This window comes from Streptomyces noursei (assembly GCF_001646665.1).
In the GTDB taxonomy this organism is placed as follows: domain Bacteria; phylum Actinomycetota; class Actinomycetes; order Streptomycetales; family Streptomycetaceae; genus Streptomyces; species Streptomyces lavendulocolor.
The window spans coordinates 33,477-52,467 of sequence record NZ_LWBU01000169.1; the positions used below are offsets into that span (position 1 = coordinate 33,477).

Below are 18,991 nucleotides of genomic sequence, written 5' to 3' on the forward strand. Positions count from 1 at the left end.
CCTACCGGCCGGTCGCCGCGCCCTAGGGTCGGGGGCATGACCGACAGGGAACCCGGTGAGCGGGGCGGTGAGCAGGCCGGCGGGCCGGCCGGCGGGCGGGATGGTGAGCAGGCCGGCGGGCCGCCGCTCGATCTGACGTTGCTGCGTACGTTCCTGGCCGTGCACCGCTCCGGTTCGTTCACGGCGGCCGCGCGGCTGGTGGGCCTTTCGCAGCCGACGGTCACCGCGCAGGTGCGGGCGCTGGAGCGGCGGCTGGGCCGGGAGCTGTTCGCGCGCCTGCCGCGCGGGGTGGCGCCGACCGCCGAGGCGGACGCCCTGGCGGCGCGGGTCGCCGAGCCGCTGGACGCGCTGGAGGCGGTGACGGGCCGGTCGTCGGCGGGGGACACCGAGCCGGTGCGGCTGGCGGGGCCGGCCGAGCTGCTGTGCGTCCGGGTGCTGCCCGCCCTGGCGGCGCCGGTGGCCGAGCGGGGCGTGGTGCTGCGGGTGGCGACCGGGCTGACCGACGAGCTGTTGGAGGGGCTGCGGGCGGGCCACCACGACCTGGTGATCGCGACGTACCGGCCGCGGGGCCGGGCGCTGGTGGCGACGCCGCTGATGGACGAGGAGTTCGTGCTGGTCGCCGCGCCGGCGTGGGCGGATCGGATCGGGGCGGGGCGGGTGGCGGCGGAGGGCGCGGCGGCGCTGCGGGGTGTGCCGCTGGTGGCGTACGCGGAGGACCTGCCGATCACCCGCCGGTACTGGCGGCACGTGTTCGGTACCCGGCTGACCGGCCGGGCCGCGGTGACGGTGCCGGACCTGCGGGGCGTGCTCGCGGCGGTGGCGGCGGGCGCGGGGGTCGGCGTGCTGCCGCGCTACCTGTGCCTGGAGGAGCTGGCGGCGGGGACGCTCGTGCCGCTGCTGTCGCCGGAGGACCCGCCGATCAACACGGCGTACCTGGTCCGGCGGCCGGGTGCGGCGGACCATCCGCATCTGGCGCTGGTGCGGGAGCTGCTGCTGCGCGAGGCGCGCCACTGGTGACCCGGGCCCCCGCCCCGCCGAGGGGCCGGGACGGGCGGTCGGAATAGTCGGGGCGCGTCGCTGGTTGGAACGGACGGTTTAAGATTCAACCAAAGCGCTACAGGCGACCGCGAGAGGTGAGCGTGATGCAGTTCGGGATCTTCACCGTCGGTGACGTGACGCCCGACCCGACCAACGGCCGTACGCCGAGCGAGCACGAGCGGATCAAGGCCATGGTCACCCTCGCGCTCAAGGCCGAGGAGGTCGGCCTGGACGTCTTCGCGACCGGCGAGCACCACAACCCGCCGTTCGTCCCCTCGTCCCCCACCACCATGCTGGGGTACGTCGCGGCGCGCACCGAGCGCCTGGTGCTGTCCACCTCGACGACCCTGATCACCACCAACGACCCGGTGAAGATCGCCGAGGACTACGCGATGCTCCAGCACCTGGCCGACGGGCGCGTCGACCTGATGATGGGGCGCGGCAACACCGGCCCGGTCTACCCCTGGTTCGGCCAGGACATCCGCCAGGGCATCCCGCTCGCCATCGAGAACTACGGCCTCCTCCACAAGCTGTGGAGGACCGAGGTCGTCGACTGGGAGGGCCACTTCCGCACGCCCCTCCAGGGCTTCACCTCCACCCCGCGCCCGCTCGACGGCGTGCCGCCGTTCGTCTGGCACGGTTCGATCCGGTCGCCGGAGATCGCCGAACAGGCCGCGTACTACGGGGACGGCTTCTTCCACAACAACATCTTCTGGCCCCAGGAGCACACCAGGAAGATGGTCGGCCTCTACCGGCAGCGGTACGCGCACTACGGGCACGGCGCGCCCGAGCAGGCCATCGTCGGCCTCGGCGGCCAGGTCTTCATGCGGCACAACTCGCAGGACGCAGTGAGGGAGTTCCGGCCGTACTTCGACAACGCGCCCGTGTACGGGCACGGTCCGTCCCTGGAGGAGTTCACCGAGCAGACCCCGCTGACCGTCGGCTCCCCGCAGCAGGTGATCGAGCGGACGCTCGGCTTCCGCGAGACGGTGGGCGACTATCAGCGCCAGCTCTTCCTGATGGACCACGCCGGCCTGCCGCTCAAGACCGTGCTGGAGCAGCTCGACCTGCTCGGCGAGGAGGTCGTACCGGTGCTGCGCAAGGAGTTCGCGAGCCTGCGCCCGGCCGGTGTGCCCGAGACCGCCCCGGCACACCCCGCCACGACCCGGAAGGAGTCCGCGTGAAGCTCGTCGTCGTCTCCGCCGGCCTCTCCAGCCCCTCCTCCACCCGCCTGCTCGCCGACCGGCTGGCCGCGTCGGCCGCCGGGCGGCTCCGGCAGGCCGGGGCCACGGCCGAGATCGAGGTCGAGGTCGAGGTCGAGGTCGAGGTCGAGGTCGTCGAACTGCGCGACCTGGCCCTCGACATCGCCAAGCACCTCGTCACCGGCTTCCCGCCGCCCGCGCTGGGCGCCGCGCTCGGCGCGGTGGCGGACGCGGACGGGCTGATCGCGGTGACGCCCGTCTTCAACGCCTCGTACAGCGGCCTGTTCAAGTCCTTCTTCGACCTGGTCGACCCCGACGCGCTGACCGGTACGCCGGTCCTCCTCGCGGCCACCGGCGGCACCGCCCGCCACTCGCTGGTCCTGGACCACGCGCTGCGGCCGCTCTTCGCCCACCTGCGGGCGCCGACCGTGCCCACGGCCGTGTACGCGGCGTCCGAGGACTGGGGCTCCCGCGGCCCCGGCGCGGACGGGCACGCCGACGGCCTGGCCGCCCGGATCGACCGGGCGGCCGGGGAACTGGCCGGGCTCATGGCGGCCCGGCCCGGAATGGGGACGGCCGGGGCGGGCAGGGACAACGGCATACCGGACGTCGTGCCCTTCGAGCAGCAGCTCGCCCGGCTCGGCGGATGACAGGAGGCCGTGATGGCGACGGGCAGGATCGTGGTGGGAGTCGACGGTTCCGAGCCGTCCCTGGAAGCCCTGCGGTGGGCCGCCCGGCAGGCGGAACTGACCGGTGACGCCCTGGAGGCCGTCATCGCCTGGGACCACCCGGCCACCGGCTGGCCCGCCGTCGGCCCGGCGCCCGTGCCGGTCCCGCCGCCAGGCCCCGACCCGGAGGAGGCCGCCCGCCGCACCCTGGACGAGGCGGTGACCGCCACCCTGGGCGGAGCGGCCGCCGCGTCCACCGACCGCCGCACGGTCCAGGGCCCCGCGACCCGTGCCCTGCTGGACCGCGCCCGCGGCGCCACCCTCCTGGTGGTCGGCGCCCGCGGCCACAGCGGCCTGAAGGCGGCGCTCCTCGGCTCGGTGAGCCACCACCTCGCCCAGCACGCCCCCTGCCCGGTCGTCGTCGTCCGCCCCACCCCCGGCCCGCTCACCCCCTGACGACGTCGGCCACCACACACCCCACGTTGTCCGGCCCGCCCGCCCCGAGCGCCAGCCCCACCAGCGCGCTCACCGCCTCCCCTGCCTCCGCCGCACCCGCGGCGACCCGCCTCACCGCGGCGTCCGGAACCACGGCGGACAACCCGTCCGTACAGAGCAGGTACCGGTCCCCGGCCCGCACGTCCTGCAACCGGACGTCGGGACGGGGCACCGCCGTCCGGTCACCGTCCAGGGCCTTCAGCAGCAGCGGACGGCGCGGATGCCCGGCGGCCTCCTCGGGGCTCAGACTCCCGTCGTCGATCATCGACTGGACGACCGTGTGGTCCCGGGTGAGCCGGTGCACCTCCCCGTCCCGCAGCAGGTACGCCCGGGTGTCCCCGAGGTGCACGAGCGCCATCCGCTCACCGGTCCACAACAGGGCGGTGAGGGTCGTCCCGGAGCCGTCCAGGCCGTCGAGCGCGCCGTTCGCCCGCTCGACCGCGTCCTCCAGCGCGTTCAGCACGTCACCGGCCCGCGACGGGGGCCCGGCCTCGATCCGCTTCAGCGCCTCGACGGCGGCGGCCCCGGCACGGGCGCCGTGCGCCCCGTACCCGTCGGCGACGGCCAGCAGCCGGTCACCGGCGTACACGGCGTCCTGGTTCACCTCCCGCACCAGCCCCCTGTCGGAGAGCGCGGCACAGCGCAGACCCAAGGTCGTGGTCATCGTCGTGTCCCTCCTCGCCACCGGGGCCGTGGTGGCGGCCGCCGGCGACACGTGGTCGATGAGGAAGGCCGCCAGGTCGCGCCGCGCGGCGGTCTCGGTCTCCACCGCCGCCCAGTAGGCGCGGATGTCCCGCGCCGCCGCACCCGCGTCGCACTCGTACAGGTCGCACACGGACCGGACCCGGGTCAGCGGCATACCGATGCGCCGCAGCCAGGCCACCAGGCGGGCCCGCTCCAGCTGCGTCTCCCCGTAGTACCGGTAGCCGGTGTACGGGTCGACGTGAACCGGCCGCAGCAAGCCCAGGTCGTCGTAGCGGCGCAGGGCCTTGGCGGACAACCGGGAGGCGCGTGCGAACGCGCCGATCGTCAGCAGTCCCATGGTCCGTCGGCTTCCTTCCCCCACCAGGCCCTTCGGTCGGTGCCCGGCCCCACCGATGCTGGGCCTTCCCCGCAGGGGAAGGTCAAGGCCGCTCCGGCGCGACGAGTGGACGGCGCGGCGGCGCGGGAGGTCGCTGCCCGCGCGCCGTCATGGTGCCGGACGTCACCGGCCGGAGTCACCGGTCCGACGTCGGCGGCCGCGGGTGCGTTCGGCCGCCGGGAGGCCCGAGCGGGTTGCTTCCGTGCGGAACGCGCGGAGTTGGGCGCGGGTGCGGGGGCGGTGCTTCGGGGCGCGGGTGCAGCCGCAGGGCTCCCTGCCCTCGTAGCGCAGGCCCGCCGCGAGGACCGCCGCGACGACGGACCAGGCGCGGGTGTCGTGGCGCCGGGGCGGGGCGAAGTCGTGGCCGGCGACCCTCAGCGGCCCGGCGCAGTTCGGGCAGGGCGCCGGAACCGGCGCCGGGTGGCGCTTGAAGGAGACGCGGCAGTCCACGCACACGTGATGCAGCTTGTACCGGGCCTCGGCGTAGAAGCACATGCCGGGAGGGTACGGGCTCGGCGGCCAGTACCGCCCGGTCATTCGTGGGTGTAGAACACGTAGAAGGCCGCCGCGCCCGCCGACACCGCGAGGACCAGCGAGACGACCGCCACCGTCAGGACGCTGTTGCCGGACAGGCTGTAGAGGAAGCCCACGCTGAGGCCGAAGAGGAGGCCGAAGGCCGCCGCCCGTCCCTCGCGCGGAAGTCCGCGCCGGACGCGGAGGTAGCCGTACCACAGGGCGCCGAAGACGACGGCGCTCACCACGGCGAGCACGACCTGCCCACCGGTGAAGGGGCCCTCGCCGCGACGGACGACGACCTCGGCGTAGAGGCCGTACAGCACGGCGCACACCGCGAGTACGGCCATGCTGGACCGGTGTACGGGACGGGCCGTGCGCTCCCCGGTGCGGCGGTGCCGGCCGGGCAGCGTGACGTGTGAGGCCATGGCGCGCTCCTTCCGCTGACCTCCCTCCAGGGCACACCCCCGGACCGGTCCCGGCAAGTGGATCAGGCGGAGCAGAAAGGCGGCGGCAGGGCGGGGCACTTCGGCGGCGACCCGTGAGAAGGTGTCCGCTTGGCCGCCGATCACTCCTCCGCACCGCTGCGCCGGGCCGCCGCGTGGGCCGCCGGGCTGCTGCTCGCCGTACCCACCGCCGTCATCGGCTGCCGGCTCTTCGGCACCGACGGCGTCACCCCCGTGCCCCAGCTCCTGGCCCTGTTGCCGTGGCTGGCCGTGCCGGCCGGGCTGGCGCTCCTCGTCGCCCTCCCGGCCCGCCGGCCGCCGCAGGCCGTCTGGGCGGGCGCGGTGCTCGCCCTGACGCTCTGGTTCACGCAGCCGTACGGCCCGGACGCGACCCCCGCCGAGGGGCCCGCCACCGGCCGGCTCCGGGTGCTCGCCGCCAACGTCGAGTTCGGCGAGGCGACCGCCCACCTGCTCGCCACCGTCCGGCGCGAACGCCCCGACCTGCTGTTCGTGTCCGAGTGCGACCCCGCCTGCGCGCGGGTCCTCGCCGGCCACTTCCCCTACGGCGCCCAGGTCGCCGCCGCCGGTGCCGCCGGGTCGGCGATCTTCGGCACGCTGCCGCTCGGCGCGGAACCCGCCCTGCCCGGCACGACCCTGGGCATGCCCGGCGCCACGGTCCGGGCCGGCGGGAAGGAGGTGACGCTCCGGCTCGCCCACCCGATGCCGCCGCTGCCCGGCCACATCGGCGTCTGGAGGCACGAGCTGGGCCTCCTGCGCGACTTCGCCGCCGCCCACCGGGGCCGGTCCGTCATCCTCGCCGGTGACTTCAACGCCACCCAGGACCACGCCGCGTTCCGCTCCGTCCTCGACGCCGGCGCCCTGCACGACGCCGCCCGCCTCGACGGCGCCGCCCGGACCGGTTCCTGGCCGCGGGACGCCGCGCTGCCGCCGTACGCGCAGATCGACCACGTCCTGGTGAGCGCCGACTTCTCGGTACGCGACGCCCGCTTCCTGGACGTGCCGCGCTCCGACCACCGCGCGCTCCTCGTCGACCTCGACCTGCGCGCCCGGCCCTGACGCCCCCTTACGACCCGGCCCCGGCCCCTCGCGCCCGCGCCCGCGTCCACTCCCGGGCACCGGCCCCGGCGCCTCCCCGCCCCGTACCCCCACCGGCGCACGTATCAGGCCACGTCACCGCCCTCCTGACGCCCCCCGGCGCGGCCCCCCGCGCAGCGCCCGGCCGTGAACCCGCCCACCCGTGGCCCGCGTCGGCCCGGCCCCGGCCGAACCCCCCTTCCGCGCCGGACGATCACGCCGATACATTCCGGACGTCATCCTTCCGGGTGACGTCACCGCACTGCTTCCGCCCGACTACGATGCGCACGTCCCACGCGTGCCGGCCCCGCCGCAGCAGGCGCGGTCCGCTCCGCACCACCGCCATATGCCGTGCCATACAAGGACATCCGCCATGCGCCGCAGCTCCAGCTCAGCTTCCCGCAGGCCTCCCGGGCGGGGGCTCCAGCCCAATGTCCTCGGTACGTTCGACACCGTCGTGATGGCCGTCGCCGGCAGCGCACCCGCCTACTCGCTCGCCGCCACCACCGCCCTGCTCGTCGGCACCGTGGGCTTCGCCGCCCCCGCCGCCCTGCTCTACTGCGCGATCCCGATGCTCGGCATCGTGCTGGCCTTCAGCCGGCTCGGCCGGATCGACGTCAACGCCGGTGCCAGTTACTCCTGGGTCGGCCGTACGCTCCACCCGGCGCTGGGCTTCCTGTCCGGCTGGGCGCTGATCGTCGCCGCGACGATCTTCATGGTGGCCGGGTCGCTGCCGGCCGGGCAGCTGACCCTGGCGCTCGTCGCGCCCGGGCTGGCCGCCGACACCGCGGTCGCCACCGCCGTGGGGGCCGGCTGGTTCCTGATGATGCTGCTGGTGGTCCTGGGCGGCGCCCGGCTCACCGTACGGGCGCAACTGCTGATGACGGGCGTCGAGTTGCTGATCCTGCTGCTGTTCATCGCCGGGGTGGTCGTGCACCGGGGCGCCGCGACCGCGTTCGACTGGTCCTGGCTGGGCTTCGGGCACTTCGACGGGGCGTCCGGCTTCGCGTCCGGCGCGCTGATCGCCGCCTTCTACTACTGGGGCTGGGACGTCACCAGCAACCTCAGCGAGGAGACCCGCGACAGCCGCCGCACGGCCGGGTTCGCGGCGCTCGTCGGCATCGGGGTCGTCTTCCTGCTGTTCGAGGCGTTCACCATCGCCGTCAACGTCGTCCTGTCGGCGGAGCGGATCGGCGCGGCGGGCGGGGCGAACGTGCTGGCGCTGCTGGGGGACGCCGTCTGGCCGGGCGTCGGCGGCAAGCTGCTGATCGTGGCGGTGATGCTCTCCAGCATCGCCACCCTGGAGACCACCCTGATCCAGGTGACCCGGTCGCTGTTCGCGATGGGCCGGGACCGGACGATGCCGGCCGCCCTCGGCGCCGTGCACCGCCGCTGGAACACCCCGCACGTGGCGATCGGCACCGTGGGAGCGGTGGCGCTGGTGCTCTTCGTGGCGGCGACGGCACTCGGCTCGGTCGGTGACATCCTGGACAGCGCCGTCAACGCGATGGGCCTCCAGATCGCCTTCTACTACGGGCTGGCGGGCCTCGCCGCCGTGGTGGCCTACCGGCGGCTGCTGCTGCGGTCGCCGCGCGACTTCCTGCTGGGCGGCGCGTGGCCGCTGGCCGGCGCGGCCTTCATGTTCTGGATGTTCTTCGAGTCGCTGGGCGGGCTGAGCGCCACGACGGTCGTGATCGGCCTGGGCGGGCTGGGCGCCGGGGTCGTCCCGCTCCTCTGGTACTGGCGCAAGGGGAGTTCGTACTACCGTCCCGCGCGACTGGACGCGGCCGGCGCGATCGCGGCGGCCGGCCCGTACGGCGTACCGCGGCAGGACCGGCACGCGGAAGGGAACGAAACGCTGGCGACCGACTTCTAACACCACGACGGACCCGCCACGCCACGCCACGCCACGCCACCACGCACGCATCGCACCGCATCGCATCGCACACACCGCACGCACCGCACCACACGCATGCACCGCACCGCACCGCAGAGCAGCGCTTCCGACGGGGGACAGGGAATTGGCCGTACGCCGCCGCAGCCGCCGCACCATACGTTCCGCCCCGGACTTCGACCGGGACTTCGGCGACCGGGCGCTCACCGACGCCCGCAACGACATCGTGATAGGCCGCTGGCAGGGCGTTCGCGACCTGCTGCACGACACCGGCGACGACTGGGCCCGCCGTACCCACCGGATCCGGCTGCTGGCGCACGCGGCGGCCGGCAGCACCGCCGCCGAGGCGTGGCGGGCGGCCGAACCGGACCATCCGGACGCGGCGGTGCTGCGGGCGGCGACCGAGGTCGTACGGGTCTTCGACCGGGCGATCGCGGCGGGCCGGGGCACTCCCCTGGACCGTGGCCGGCTCGACGCCACGGTCATGGCCTGCCTGGGCGCCGCCGACGCGCGGCCGGCCGACCCCATGCCGTGGGTGTCGCTGCTGACGGTGGCCCGGCTGTACCAGGGCGGCGTGGGCCGGGCGGAGCTGCGCCGCTGGTGGGACGAGCTGCGGCGGCGCGACCCGCACAACCTGGAGGGCCATGTGCAGCTGCTGCGGTACTGGTCGGCCCGCTGGCACGGCACGCACGGCTCGATGTACGACTTCGCGCGGGACGCGGCGGGCGCCGCGCCGCCCGGCTCACCGCTGTCGGTGCTGGTGCAGATCGCGCGGGTGGAGGAGTACCGGTACATCGCGGACGCGGCGCGGGGCCGGGGGCCGGTGCGCGGCTTCGACCAGCACTGGAAGCACGAGCTGGCGGCGACGGAGGTGCGTCGCACGTGGGAGCGGTGGGTCGGCGGGCGCCCGCCGGGCCCGGTCCGGCCGGAGGAGGTCGAGCCGCTGAACTACCTCACGCACGCCGCCTGTTACGCCGGGCTGCGCGAGGTGTACGGGGAGCTGTTCGCGATGCTGGGGGCGCGGGCCTCGTGGGCGCCGTGGTCGTTCACGGGCGACCCGGCGGAACAGTTCACGAGGTGGCGCGGGGACGGCCGCGCCACCTCGTGACCCCCGTGTGTCAGACGCCGATGTCCCGGCCGTCCTTGCGGTAGACGGCGACGACCGACGGGCGGACGACGCGGCCCGGGCCGTCGGGCCACTGCGACGCCGGCTTCTCGGCGGTCGCCCCGTCGACCTCGCCCGGATGCTGCACGGCGACGAGGACGCGGCGCTGCTGGATGATCGGGCCGCAGGTCTCGGCCCCGGTCGGCACGGTCAGGAACTGCTTGAGCTCACCGCGCCGCTCGCCGTGCGTCGCGACGCCGAACAGCCCGTCGTGCGAGCCGAGCTGGTTGCCGTCCGTGGAGATCCACAGGTTGCCGTACGGGTCGAAGGCCACGTTGTCGGGGCAGGAGATGGGGCTGACCTTCTCCTTGGGGTAGCCCGCGAAGTACGTCGCCGGGTCGTCCGGGTCGCCGGCGACGAGGAAGAGCCGCCAGGCGAAGCCGTCGGACGCCGGGTCGTCCCAGTGCTCGGCGAGCTCCAGGATCTGGCCGTGCTTGTTCAGGTTGCGCGGGTTTGCCTCGTCCGCGCCCGGCTGGCCGGGCTTGCCGCGGTTGGAGTTGTTGGTGAGGGCGACGTACACCCGGCCGGTGCGCGGCGACGGCTCGACGTCCTCGGGGCGGTCCATCTTGGTGGCGCCCACCTTGTCGCCGGCGAGGCGGGTGAAGACGTACACCTCCTCCGCGGTCATGCCGGGGACGTGGGAGACGTCGCCGGTGGCGAGCGGGATCCAGTGGCCGCTGCCGTCGAACTCGCCGTCGTTCGGGAGCTTGCCGGTGCCGTCGATGTCCTGCGGGCTGTCCCCGGTGAGCTTGGCGACGTACAGCGTCCCCTCGTCGAGCAGGGTGAGGTTGTGCTCGCGGGCCTTGCGCGAGGAGCCCTTCATCATCCGCTTCGACGAGACGAACTTGTAGAAGTAGTCGAAGCGCTCGTCGTCGCCCATGTAGACGACCGGGCGGCCGTCGGCGGTCAGGCGCGGCTGGGCGGCCTCGTGCTTGAAGCGGCCGAGCGCGGTGCGCTTGCGGGGCGTGGAGTCGGGGTCGTACGGGTCCAGCTCGACGACCCAGCCGAAGCGGTGCGACTCGTTGGGCTCCTGCTTGGCGTCGAAACGCTTGTCGAACCGCTCCCACTTGCGCTCGGTGGCGCCGGTGCCGATGCCGTACCGCTTGTCGGTCGCGGAGGACCCGTTGGCGAAGTACTGGTTGAAGTTCTCCTCGCCGTGCAGCGTCGTGCCCCAGGGCGTAGTGCCGCCGGCGCAGTTGTTGAGCGTGCCGAGGACCGTGCGGCCGGTCGGGTCGGCGCTGGTACGGAGCAGGGCGCTGCCCGCCGCCGGGCCGGTGAGCCGGAACTCGCTGGTCGCGGTGAGGCGGCGGTTGAGCGGGTGGCGGGTGACCGGGGTCAGCCGGCCGTCCCGGTGCTGCTCCTGGACGACGACCACGGACAGGCCGTGGGCGGCCCAGGCGATCTCGACCTGCTCGCGGGTCGGGTTCTCGGGGTCGTAGCCCTTGAACATCAGGACTTCGTCGGTGTACTCGTGGTTCGCCACGAGGACCTGGCGGCCGTGCTCCCCCCTGAGCGGCAGCAGCGACAGGAAGTCGTTGTTGTACCCGAACTGGCCGGCCTGGGCCTTCGCGGTCTGCTTGTCCGCGTCGAAGGCGGGCGCGCCGCGCAGGATCGGCTCGCCCCAGCGGATCACGACGCTCTGGGCGTAGCCCTCCGGCACGGTGACCTTGTCGTCGGTGTTGGGCGCGACGGGCGTGAAGCGCAGGCCCCTCGCGCCGGCGGCCCTGCCCGCGGTACGGGGCGTGGCGGCGACCGCCTCCTGCCCGGCCGCCGCCTGGGCGACGACGGCACCGCCGGCGGTGGCGGCGACGGTGACGACGGCGGCGGCGCGCATCATCGAACGGCGCGACAGGGCACCGGCTATGACGTCGCCGGCGTACTCGTTGTCGCTGGTGTTGGGCACCTCGTGGAAGCAGGCGTCGCCGCACCGGTAACGGCAGGTGAGGGCGGAACGGCCGCCTCCGTGCGGGTTGGTGCTCAGCAGCGGCAGCAGCTTGCGCACTTCGTCCTCCTCCGGCGCAGCCTGCGCCGACATGGTGTCGGGAATCGGTCCGGCGGTGACGTTAGGCGCGCAGATGTGCAGGTCGGCGGCGGCGGGGTGAACGGCGGATGAATCCGGTGCGTCCGGGTGCGGTTGACGCGAATGCCCCTTGCCTTTCGGCGCCGCCCGGGGCGGCTAACCTTACGTGTCCGCCCTGGCCAGGGATGATTCCTCTCAGTACGGACATACACGGCACCCCACATGCGAAAGGCCTCGCCCATGGGCATTCGGAGCTTGCTGCGCAAGGTGTTTGGACGCGACCGTGCGGAGGGCGACGAGACGGCGACCGCCTCCGTCCCGCCCCAGACGGAACGTGCGGTGCCCCAGGAGGAGCCCACGGCGACGGTTCCGTCGCAGACGTCGTCGTCCTCGTCACCTTCCTCGTCGCCTTCCCCCGCGACGTCGCCGGAGCAGACGGCGGCGGACCTGGTCGCGGCGTCGTTCGACAACCCCCCGTCCCCCCGCGCCTCGGTCCCGGCCGCCCGCGAGGCGGAGCACGAAACCGCACCGGAGACCGGGTCCCCGGAACCGGACGCCCCGACCGAACCGGAACCCGAGCCCGCCGCGGCCCAGGGACCCGAACCGGCCACCGCCCCGAAGCCGGCCACCACCGAGACCCCGGCGAAGCCCGAGGCCGAGGCGGCCACCGCCGAGGTCGAGCGGAAGGCCGAAGCCCCGCAGGAAGCGGCGCCCGCCGAGGCGGAAGCCGCCGAAGCCGAGCCCGCGCCCGAGGTCGAGCCGACCACCGCCGAGGACCCCACCCCGGCCGCCACCGAGGACCCCACCCCGGCCACCGCCGAGCAGGAAGCCGCAGAGGCCCCCGCGGAGCCCGAAGCCGAAGCCGAAACCGAAACCGAAGCGGAAGCGGAAGCGGCGGCGGAGCCCCAGGCAGCCGAGACCGAGGCCGAAGCGGAGGAGGCGGCAGAGCCCCAGTCGGCGGACCCCCAGGCCGAGCCCGAGGCGGCGGAGCAGGGCGCCGGGCAGCCGGGGACCGGAAAGCCGGCGTACTCGGCCGCACGGGTCAAGAGCCGGGCGCCCCAGCTGGCCGAGGCGTACAAGGCGGCCGGGGCCGCGCTCCGCAAGCGCGGGCTCACGGGCGCGCGGGCGACCGTGTACCTGGTCCTCGACCGGTCCGGCTCGATGCGGCCGTACTACAAGGACGGCAGCGCCCAGCACCTCGCCGAGCAGGCGCTCGCGCTCGCCGCGCACCTGGACGACAGCGCGACCGTGCCGGTCGTCTTCTTCTCCACCGAGGTCGACGGCACCGGCGAGGTCACCCTCGACGACGTCGAGGGCAGGATCGAGGAGCTTCACGGCTCGCTCGGCCGCATGGGGCGGACGAACTACGACCGCGCCATCCGCGAGGTGCTGGACCTCCACGGGAAGTCCGACGCGTCCGGGCGCCCCGCGCTCGTGCTGTTCCAGACCGACGGCGCGCCCGAGTCGAGGACGGCGGCCACCGAGGCGCTGGCCGACGCCGCGACGAGCGCGGGCGACGTGTACTGGCAGTTCGTGGCGTTCGGCGAGGAGGACGCCAAGGCGTTCGACTACCTGCGCAAGCTGGAGGCGCCCAACGCCGGGTTCTTCCACGCCGGCCCCGCCCCCAGCGAGGTGCCGCACGCCACCTTCTACCGCGAGGTCCTGGCGGACTGGTCGGTCTAGCCGGCGCCCGGGGCCCGGTCGTCCACCGCCGCACCCGCCGACACCGGCAGGCGCACGGTGACGACCAGGCCCCCGCCGTCGCGGGCGGCGGCCGTCGCCGTCCCCCCGTGCGCGGCGGCGATCGACCGCACGATGGACAGCCCGAGCCCCGCGCCCGGGCCCATCCGGTCCCGCCCCTCACCCCGCCGGAACGGCTCGAAGAGCCCCGGTACGTCCGCGTCGGCGACCACCGGCCCGGTGTTCGCCACGGTCAGCACGCCCCCGTCCACGGTCACCCGCACCCACCCGCCGGGCACGTTGTACGCGACCGCGTTGGCGACGAGGTTCCGCGCCAGCTGCGCCAGCAGCACCCGGCTGCCCGGCACCGGCGGCCCGCCGCCCACCGGGACGGGCACGCCGTGCGCCCGGCACTCCTCCGCCACCACCTCGGCCAGCGGCACGTCCTCCCGCTCCGCCAGGCCCCGCTCGCTGCGGGCCAGCACCAGCAGTCCGTCGATCAGCCGCTCGCTGCGCCGGTTGGTGTCGAGGAGCACCTGCCTGACCTGGTCGGGGACCGAGTCGTCCAGCCCCACCTGGATCGCCGCGCGCTGCGTCGCCAGCGGCGTGCGCAGCTCGTGCGAGGCGTTGGCGATGAACCGCCGCTGGCTGTCGAACGCCGCCTCCAGCCGTGCCAGCAGCGCGTCGATCGTGTCGCCGAGCTCCTTCAGCTCGTCGTCCGGGCCGCCCGGTGCGAGACGGTCGCGCAGGTTCCGCTCCGACAGCCGCCGCGCCCGGGCCGTCATCTCGTGCACGGGCCGCAGCAGCCGCCCGGCCGTCCACCAGCCGACCACCACCGCGCACAGGGCCATCACCAGCAGCGCGCCGCCCGACCAGACCAGCAGCTGCTCCGAGGCGGCCCGGCTGACCTCGCCGGTGACCTGGTCCACCCGGAAGGCGTCCCCGCCGCCTGCGCGCGCCGCGATGGCCTCGGCCTCACCGCGCGTACCGGCCCGGGAGAGCAGGTTCACCAGTCCGAGGAGGCAGCCGCCGAGGACCACGAAGACGGCCCCGTAGACGAGGGCGATCCGCGTCCGTATCCGCGACCCGGGACCGATCACAGCGCGTACCCGACGCCCTGCACGGTGCGGATGACCGGTGGCTCGCCGAGCTTCCCGCGCAGTTTGCTCATGCAGACCCGTACCGCCCCGGTGAACGGGTCGGCGTGCGCGTCCCAGGCCCGCTCCAGCAGCTCCTCCGCCGACACGAAGGCCCCGTCAGCCTCCAGCAGCATCTGGAGCACCACCAGCTCCTTCGGCGACAGGCCGAGGTCCCGCCCGTCCCGCTCGGCGGTCCGCCGCACGGTGTCCACCCGCACACCGTGCCGTTCCAGCACCGGCGGTACGGGCGGCCGTGCGCTGCGCCGCCGCAGCGCCCGTACCCGCGACACCAGCTCGGGGAACTCGAACGGCTTGCCCAGGTAGTCGTCCGCCCCCAGGTCCAGGCCCCGCACCCGGTCCTCCAGGGCCACGGCGGCGGTCAGCATGAGGATCCGGGTCCGGGACCCGCCGGCCACCAGCCGCCGCGCCACCTCGTCCCCGTGCACGCCGGGCAGGTCGCGGTCGAGGACGACGACGTCGTAGTCGTACAGCCCGAGGTGGTCGAGGGCGGCGTCCCCGCGGTGGACGGTGTCGACGGCGAACCCGGCGCGCCGCAGCCCGGCGGCGACGAACCCGGCGAGGACGGTCTCGTCCTCGGCAACCAGTACACGCATGCCCCCACTCTCCACGCCCCGGGTTTCGCGAACGTCTCCCCCTCCCCCTAGCCCCCTCCCCCTCGCCCCCTCCCTCTCCCCTCCCCCCTCCGTCTCCCCCCGTGAAACGAAGGTGAGGGGAGCTTCCGGGGGCGGATAGGATTTCGACCATGGCGGCCACTGGATCCGAGAAGCAGGGGGCGAAGGCGTTCTACGTCACGACCCCCATCTACTACGTCAACGACGCTCCTCACCTGGGCCACGCCTACACGACCGTCGCAGGCGACGTGCTCACCCGCTGGCACCGTCAGCGCGGCGAGAAGGTGTGGTACCTCACCGGCACGGACGAGCACGGTCAGAAGATCATGCGCACGGCCGACGCGAACGGGGTCACCCCGCAGGAGTGGTGCGACAAGCTCGTCGAGGAGGCGTGGAAGCCCCTCTGGGAGCACCTGGAGATCGCGAACGACGACTTCATCCGTACGACGGAGAAGCGGCACACGGACCGTGTGCAGGAGTTCGTGCAGGACCTGTACGACAAGGGCGAGATCTACAAGGGCGGGTACGAAGGCCCGTACTGCGTGGGCTGCGAGGAGTACAAGCTCCCCGGCGACCTGATCGAGGACGAGCAGGGCAACAAGCTCTGCCCCGTCCACAAGAAGCCGGTGGAGATCCTCAAGGAGGAGAACTACTTCTTCAAGCTCAGCGAGTACGGCCCGAAGCTGCTGGAGTTCTACGAGGCGAACCCGGACTTCATCCAGCCCGAGTCGGCCCGCAACGAGGTCCTGAACTTCGTCAAGCAGGGCCTTCAGGACCTTTCGATCTCCCGCTCGACCTTCGACTGGGGCATCCCGATCCCGTGGGACGACAAGCACGTCATCTACGTGTGGGTCGACGCGCTGCTGAACTACGCGACGGCCGTCGGCTACGGCTCGAACCAGGCGAAGTTCGACGAGACGTTCCCGGCGAACGTCCACCTGGTCGGCAAGGACATCCTGCGCTTCCACGCGGTGATCTGGCCGGCCATGCTGATGGCGCAGGGCCTGCCGGTACCGGGCAAGGTCGCGGCCAACGGGTGGCTGATGGTCGGCGGCGAGAAGATGTCGAAGTCGAACCTGACGGGCATCAAGCCGCAGGACCTCACCTCGCACTTCGGCGTGGACGCCTACCGCTGGTACTTCCTGCGGGCGATCGCCTTCGGCAGCGACGGCTCGTTCTCGTGGGAGGACTTCACCGCGCGCTACACCTCCGAGCTGGCCAACGACTACGGCAACCTCGCCTCGCGCGTCGCGGCGATGGTCGGCAAGTACTTCGGGGGCGCCCTGCCGGAGGCCACGGCCGCCGGTGACGCCGAGCAGGCGGTCCGGGACGGCCTGGCCAGGGCGGTCGCCGAGGCCGACCGGAAGATCGGCGAGGAGCTGGACTTCCAGGGCGGCATCCTGGCGATCTTCGACTTCGTGAAGCAGGTCAACGGCTACATCACGGAGCAGGAGCCCTGGAAGGTCGCCAAGGACGACAGCGACGAGGGCCGCGCGCGCCTGGCGACGATCCTCTACACCGCCGCCGAGTCGCTCCGCGCGGTCGCCGTCCTGCTGAACCCGATCATGCCGGACACCTCCCAGAAGCTCTGGGACTCCCTCGGCGCCGAGCCCGCCCTGGGCCCGCTCGCCGCCCAGACGGTCGACTCCGCCGCCACCTGGGGCCTCCTCCCCACCGGCACCACGGTCACCAAGGGCGCGGTCCTCTTCCCGCGCCTCGAGGAGCCGAAGAAGGCCTGACCCTTCTTCCGCGCCCCGTACGCCCAGGACCGCCGCCCTCCCCGGAGGGCGGCGGTCCTGTCATACGGCGCCGGCGCAAGCACGGTTCCAGGCCCACCGAGAACGCCACGGTCATTCGAAGAACAGGAAGGCCTGATCCGATGTCGACCCTTTTTCGTCTGGCTGCAGATCCGCTCAGCCGACTGGGCCGCTTGCAGTGGATCAGGGTCAGCGGTGAGCGTCATCCGCTGTACGGCCATCAGCAAGTTCCCTATCTCGGCTGGCGGTTCGAGGACCCACGACCGGAAAAGCTTCGGATCATCGAGCGGGCCACCCGGACAACTCCCACCCAGGTGGAGTGGCGAATTGACACGTCACGGCGGAACTGGCTTCTGACTCCGTCCCGCCTCTTGGGCAGCAGCGAGAACCCCGCCGCCTCTCCCGGTTTTGACGAGCGCGTCAGAGTGGCGACGCAGGACCAGGACTTCTGCATTCGGGCCCTGGCAGATCTCAACGCGATACTGCGCACCCTGCACGACCTGATCGATGCACAAGAGGGCGAGCGCCGGAGGGACTGACGCCCGACCTCAGCCCCGTGACCGTACACGGGCCCACGCGCCGTGGGAGGCACGGACGTTCGTCGACCCTTCCCCGGGGCAGACCCCACACATCACACAAGACGGTTGTTGGCGCGCGGCTTTCTTACCATGGAGAGGCAACAAATGAGGCCGGTTGGTTTTTTCCGAGAGATGAACTCCGGACCTTCCGCATCATCCTTTCCATCAATTCATGACCATCTTGAGACCGGCGAACAATACCCGGCGGACCAGGTAGCTGGATATCTACGATCCGGACACCCGGTGCTGGATATCATGGATATTACACGCGATGTAGTGAACGGCTCATTCGTGGTGCCTGGGGGCTCATCCCTTCTCACCGATGGGCTGCATGTCTGGCGAACGGACCTCTCCTTCTATGTGGCGAGCTACGCGATTGAACTCCCCGCCTCGTTCTTGACGTTCGTTCGCGAGCAGGATTTCCGCGTGCCGTCCGTTCAGCACAACGTGCTCGTCCCAGTTGCCGCCGCCGCCCGTCAGTGGTTGGGCTTCCGGATGGACAAGGGCGCGGCACCACGTCGATCCTCTGAGTGATCCTGGCTCCTCAGCTCCCGTCGGGCTCTCCAAGGCGGCATCTGCCGGCAGCGAGCCCGGCAGGCGCTCGGGCACACGCGACGACAGGACTCTCCCGGAACGCGGTGGCTCGGCAAGACCTGGCCCAGTGCGCTCATCGCCGATCCGGCGCCGGGCTGAGGCCTCTTAAGATCGGCAGCCGGACCCCCCATCTCCAGCATGAGATCCCACACTCGCCGCGGAGCAGACCACCACTTCGTCCAGGAGGCGCACGTGCTGAACAATCTGGATGAAACGGCGAGTCTCAGCATCGAAGTCATCGAGTCCGTCCAGCCGGGCCACGCCGGCACTGACGACGACATCGTCGTGTGCGTGGTGCGCTGCATCAAGGGCACAGCCCGGCCGGGCATGTTGTTCCGGCACATCGACGTGACCGGGAACGCCGAGGCAGTGGCGGTCGAGCTCGAGTTGTCCTCCGTCGAGTGGTACGGCAGGAAGGTCGACCAACTGGACACCGTTCACTCCGGAAGGGTCACGTTGACCGGCGCTGGGGCGGGGACCCTGTCCAGGCGGGACACTCTGACCGCCGTGTCACATGGTTGACCGACGGCAACCGGCATGGATCTTGGCAGGGACGCGGCCCTTGAAGCACGACGATGAGCCACTTCGGGAAACCAGCACATCAGCGACGATGCCGCACCCCGATCAGTGACTCGATCGGAGACCTGGAGCAGCAGATGGCTGATCTGCCCGCCACGCGACCTCTTCGGAGACCTCGGAGCAGCTACGCACTTGGTGCGTAGGCCGGATGCAGTCCTCCGACTGCTCCGCGGAGCTGCCCGTACGGTGGGCACACCTGGCGTTGCTCGTGATCGCCAAGCAGGGCCGAGCAGGCGCTGGTGAAGCGCAGAAGGCGGTGGCCGCGACGGAGGCACGCCATCGACGCTCGCCCCCTTTCTGCAGTTCGTCGGGATGACGCGGTCTGATTGGCCCGCCCGGGTCTCGGCAACGTCGGTCAGGACCTCGCCACGCACGGACTTTGCGAGGGGCAGGACGGTGTGGGGTGGGGACAACC

At 73.0% G+C, this 18,991-nt stretch carries 18 protein-coding genes; 12 read left to right on the top strand and 6 right to left on the bottom strand.

All coding sequences use genetic code 11. The features are described 5' to 3' along the window. Nucleotides 1-36: 36 nt before the first annotated feature. The 4 genes from A4V12_RS13860 to A4V12_RS13875 all read left to right on the top strand — a co-directional run bounded on the left by A4V12_RS13860 (nucleotide 37) and on the right by A4V12_RS13875 (nucleotide 3,364). The gene (locus A4V12_RS13860; RefSeq protein ID WP_079137036.1) at nucleotides 37-1,017 is read left to right on the top strand and encodes a LysR family transcriptional regulator; all 981 of its coding nucleotides are present in this window, start codon (nucleotides 37-39) and stop codon (nucleotides 1,015-1,017) included. 125 nt (nucleotides 1,018-1,142) lie between these two features. Then, nucleotides 1,143-2,222 carry an LLM class flavin-dependent oxidoreductase gene (locus tag A4V12_RS13865; RefSeq protein ID WP_064069634.1) on the top strand — a complete coding sequence of 360 codons (1,080 nt, stop codon included), beginning with the start codon at nucleotides 1,143-1,145 and terminating at the stop codon, nucleotides 2,220-2,222. Beyond that, entirely contained in the window at nucleotides 2,219-2,890 is a 672-nt protein-coding gene (locus tag A4V12_RS13870) for a CE1759 family FMN reductase (RefSeq protein WP_064069635.1), read from the top strand. The genes A4V12_RS13865 and A4V12_RS13870 overlap by 4 nt, the downstream gene beginning before the upstream one ends. A 12-nt stretch (nucleotides 2,891-2,902) precedes the next feature. After that, nucleotides 2,903-3,364 (top strand): universal stress protein, encoded by a 462-nt coding sequence (locus A4V12_RS13875; protein ID WP_064069636.1) that lies wholly within the window; start codon nucleotides 2,903-2,905, stop codon nucleotides 3,362-3,364. On the opposite strand, the gene A4V12_RS13880 is transcribed toward A4V12_RS13875, so the two are convergent. From A4V12_RS13880 to A4V12_RS13890, 3 genes are all read right to left on the bottom strand, one after another. Continuing rightward, complete coding sequence (locus tag A4V12_RS13880; protein WP_064069637.1) at nucleotides 3,354-4,445, bottom strand: MerR family transcriptional regulator; 1,092 nt, start codon at nucleotides 4,443-4,445, stop codon at nucleotides 3,354-3,356. The two genes, A4V12_RS13875 and A4V12_RS13880, sit on opposite strands and share 11 nt — an antisense overlap. A 162-nt stretch (nucleotides 4,446-4,607) precedes the next feature. After that, on the bottom strand, nucleotides 4,608-4,979 hold the full coding sequence (locus tag A4V12_RS13885) for a hypothetical protein (protein ID WP_199831284.1): 372 nt from the start codon (nucleotides 4,977-4,979) through the stop codon (nucleotides 4,608-4,610). Nucleotides 4,980-5,017: 38 nt separating this feature from the next. Beyond that, nucleotides 5,018-5,425 carry a hypothetical protein gene (locus A4V12_RS13890; protein WP_064069638.1) on the bottom strand — a complete coding sequence of 136 codons (408 nt, stop codon included), beginning with the start codon at nucleotides 5,423-5,425 and terminating at the stop codon, nucleotides 5,018-5,020. 129 nt (nucleotides 5,426-5,554) lie between these two features. Between A4V12_RS13890 and A4V12_RS13895 the strand changes: the two genes are divergently transcribed. The 3 genes from A4V12_RS13895 to A4V12_RS13905 all read left to right on the top strand — a co-directional run bounded on the left by A4V12_RS13895 (nucleotide 5,555) and on the right by A4V12_RS13905 (nucleotide 9,540). Further along, nucleotides 5,555-6,520, top strand: coding sequence for an endonuclease/exonuclease/phosphatase family protein (locus tag A4V12_RS13895; RefSeq protein ID WP_234372180.1), 966 nt, complete (start codon nucleotides 5,555-5,557; stop codon nucleotides 6,518-6,520). A gap of 391 nt (nucleotides 6,521-6,911) precedes the next feature. Then, nucleotides 6,912-8,414 (top strand): APC family permease, encoded by a 1,503-nt coding sequence (locus A4V12_RS13900; RefSeq protein ID WP_064069639.1) that lies wholly within the window; start codon nucleotides 6,912-6,914, stop codon nucleotides 8,412-8,414. A 145-nt stretch (nucleotides 8,415-8,559) separates the two neighbouring features. Beyond that, a complete protein-coding gene (locus A4V12_RS13905; RefSeq protein ID WP_199831285.1) occupies nucleotides 8,560-9,540 on the top strand; it encodes a hypothetical protein in 981 nt (326 codons plus the stop codon). A 10-nt stretch (nucleotides 9,541-9,550) separates the two neighbouring features. Here the strand turns inward: A4V12_RS13905 and A4V12_RS13910 are convergent, their stop codons facing one another. After that, nucleotides 9,551-11,599 carry a PhoX family protein gene (locus A4V12_RS13910; protein ID WP_064069640.1) on the bottom strand — a complete coding sequence of 683 codons (2,049 nt, stop codon included), beginning with the start codon at nucleotides 11,597-11,599 and terminating at the stop codon, nucleotides 9,551-9,553. 258 nt (nucleotides 11,600-11,857) lie between these two features. Here A4V12_RS13910 and A4V12_RS13915 point away from each other — a divergent pair, with 258 nt between their 5' ends. Beyond that, nucleotides 11,858-13,300, top strand: a complete 1,443-nt coding sequence (locus tag A4V12_RS13915; RefSeq protein WP_064069641.1) for a VWA domain-containing protein — start codon at nucleotides 11,858-11,860, stop codon at nucleotides 13,298-13,300. Here the strand turns inward: A4V12_RS13915 and A4V12_RS13920 are convergent. Together A4V12_RS13920 and A4V12_RS13925 are read right to left on the bottom strand one after the other, a co-directional pair. Then, nucleotides 13,297-14,397 (bottom strand): sensor histidine kinase, encoded by a 1,101-nt coding sequence (locus tag A4V12_RS13920; protein ID WP_064069642.1) that lies wholly within the window; start codon nucleotides 14,395-14,397, stop codon nucleotides 13,297-13,299. The two genes, A4V12_RS13915 and A4V12_RS13920, sit on opposite strands and share 4 nt — an antisense overlap. Next, on the bottom strand, nucleotides 14,394-15,050 hold the full coding sequence (locus A4V12_RS13925; protein WP_064069643.1) for a response regulator transcription factor: 657 nt from the start codon (nucleotides 15,048-15,050) through the stop codon (nucleotides 14,394-14,396). The genes A4V12_RS13920 and A4V12_RS13925 overlap by 4 nt, the downstream gene beginning before the upstream one ends. Before the next feature lie 149 nt (nucleotides 15,051-15,199). On the opposite strand from A4V12_RS13925, the gene metG reads away from it, so the two are divergent. From metG to A4V12_RS13945, 4 genes are all read left to right on the top strand, one after another. Further along, a complete protein-coding gene (gene metG / locus A4V12_RS13930; RefSeq protein WP_064069644.1) occupies nucleotides 15,200-16,807 on the top strand; it encodes a methionine--tRNA ligase in 1,608 nt (535 codons plus the stop codon). A 140-nt stretch (nucleotides 16,808-16,947) separates the two neighbouring features. Beyond that, nucleotides 16,948-17,364, top strand: a complete 417-nt coding sequence (locus tag A4V12_RS13935) for a hypothetical protein (RefSeq protein WP_064069645.1) — start codon at nucleotides 16,948-16,950, stop codon at nucleotides 17,362-17,364. Nucleotides 17,365-17,646: 282 nt separating this feature from the next. Further along, the gene (locus A4V12_RS13940) at nucleotides 17,647-17,937 is read left to right on the top strand and encodes a hypothetical protein (protein ID WP_064069646.1); all 291 of its coding nucleotides are present in this window, start codon (nucleotides 17,647-17,649) and stop codon (nucleotides 17,935-17,937) included. A gap of 252 nt (nucleotides 17,938-18,189) precedes the next feature. Next, complete coding sequence (locus tag A4V12_RS13945) at nucleotides 18,190-18,519, top strand: hypothetical protein (RefSeq protein ID WP_064069647.1); 330 nt, start codon at nucleotides 18,190-18,192, stop codon at nucleotides 18,517-18,519. Nucleotides 18,520-18,991 lie beyond the last annotated feature (472 nt).

Bases quoted from the DNA above. Each gene is read 5' to 3' on its own strand.
- A4V12_RS13860 (WP_079137036.1), top strand. From the start codon at position 37: ATGACCGACAGGGAACCCGGTGAGCGGGGCGGTGAGCAGGCCGGCGGG.
- A4V12_RS13865 (WP_064069634.1), top strand. From the start codon at position 1,143: ATGCAGTTCGGGATCTTCACCGTCGGTGACGTGACGCCCGACCCGACC.
- A4V12_RS13915 (WP_064069641.1), top strand. From the start codon at position 11,858: ATGGGCATTCGGAGCTTGCTGCGCAAGGTGTTTGGACGCGACCGTGCG.
- A4V12_RS13935 (WP_064069645.1), top strand. From the start codon at position 16,948: ATGTCGACCCTTTTTCGTCTGGCTGCAGATCCGCTCAGCCGACTGGGC.
- A4V12_RS13900 (WP_064069639.1), top strand. From the start codon at position 6,912: ATGCGCCGCAGCTCCAGCTCAGCTTCCCGCAGGCCTCCCGGGCGGGGG.
- A4V12_RS13885 (WP_199831284.1), bottom strand. From the start codon at position 4,979: ATGTGCTTCTACGCCGAGGCCCGGTACAAGCTGCATCACGTGTGCGTG.
- A4V12_RS13875 (WP_064069636.1), top strand. From the start codon at position 2,903: ATGGCGACGGGCAGGATCGTGGTGGGAGTCGACGGTTCCGAGCCGTCC.
- A4V12_RS13880 (WP_064069637.1), bottom strand. From the start codon at position 4,445: ATGGGACTGCTGACGATCGGCGCGTTCGCACGCGCCTCCCGGTTGTCC.
- metG (WP_064069644.1), top strand. From the start codon at position 15,200: ATGGCGGCCACTGGATCCGAGAAGCAGGGGGCGAAGGCGTTCTACGTC.
- A4V12_RS13890 (WP_064069638.1), bottom strand. From the start codon at position 5,425: ATGGCCTCACACGTCACGCTGCCCGGCCGGCACCGCCGCACCGGGGAG.
- A4V12_RS13925 (WP_064069643.1), bottom strand. From the start codon at position 15,050: ATGCGTGTACTGGTTGCCGAGGACGAGACCGTCCTCGCCGGGTTCGTC.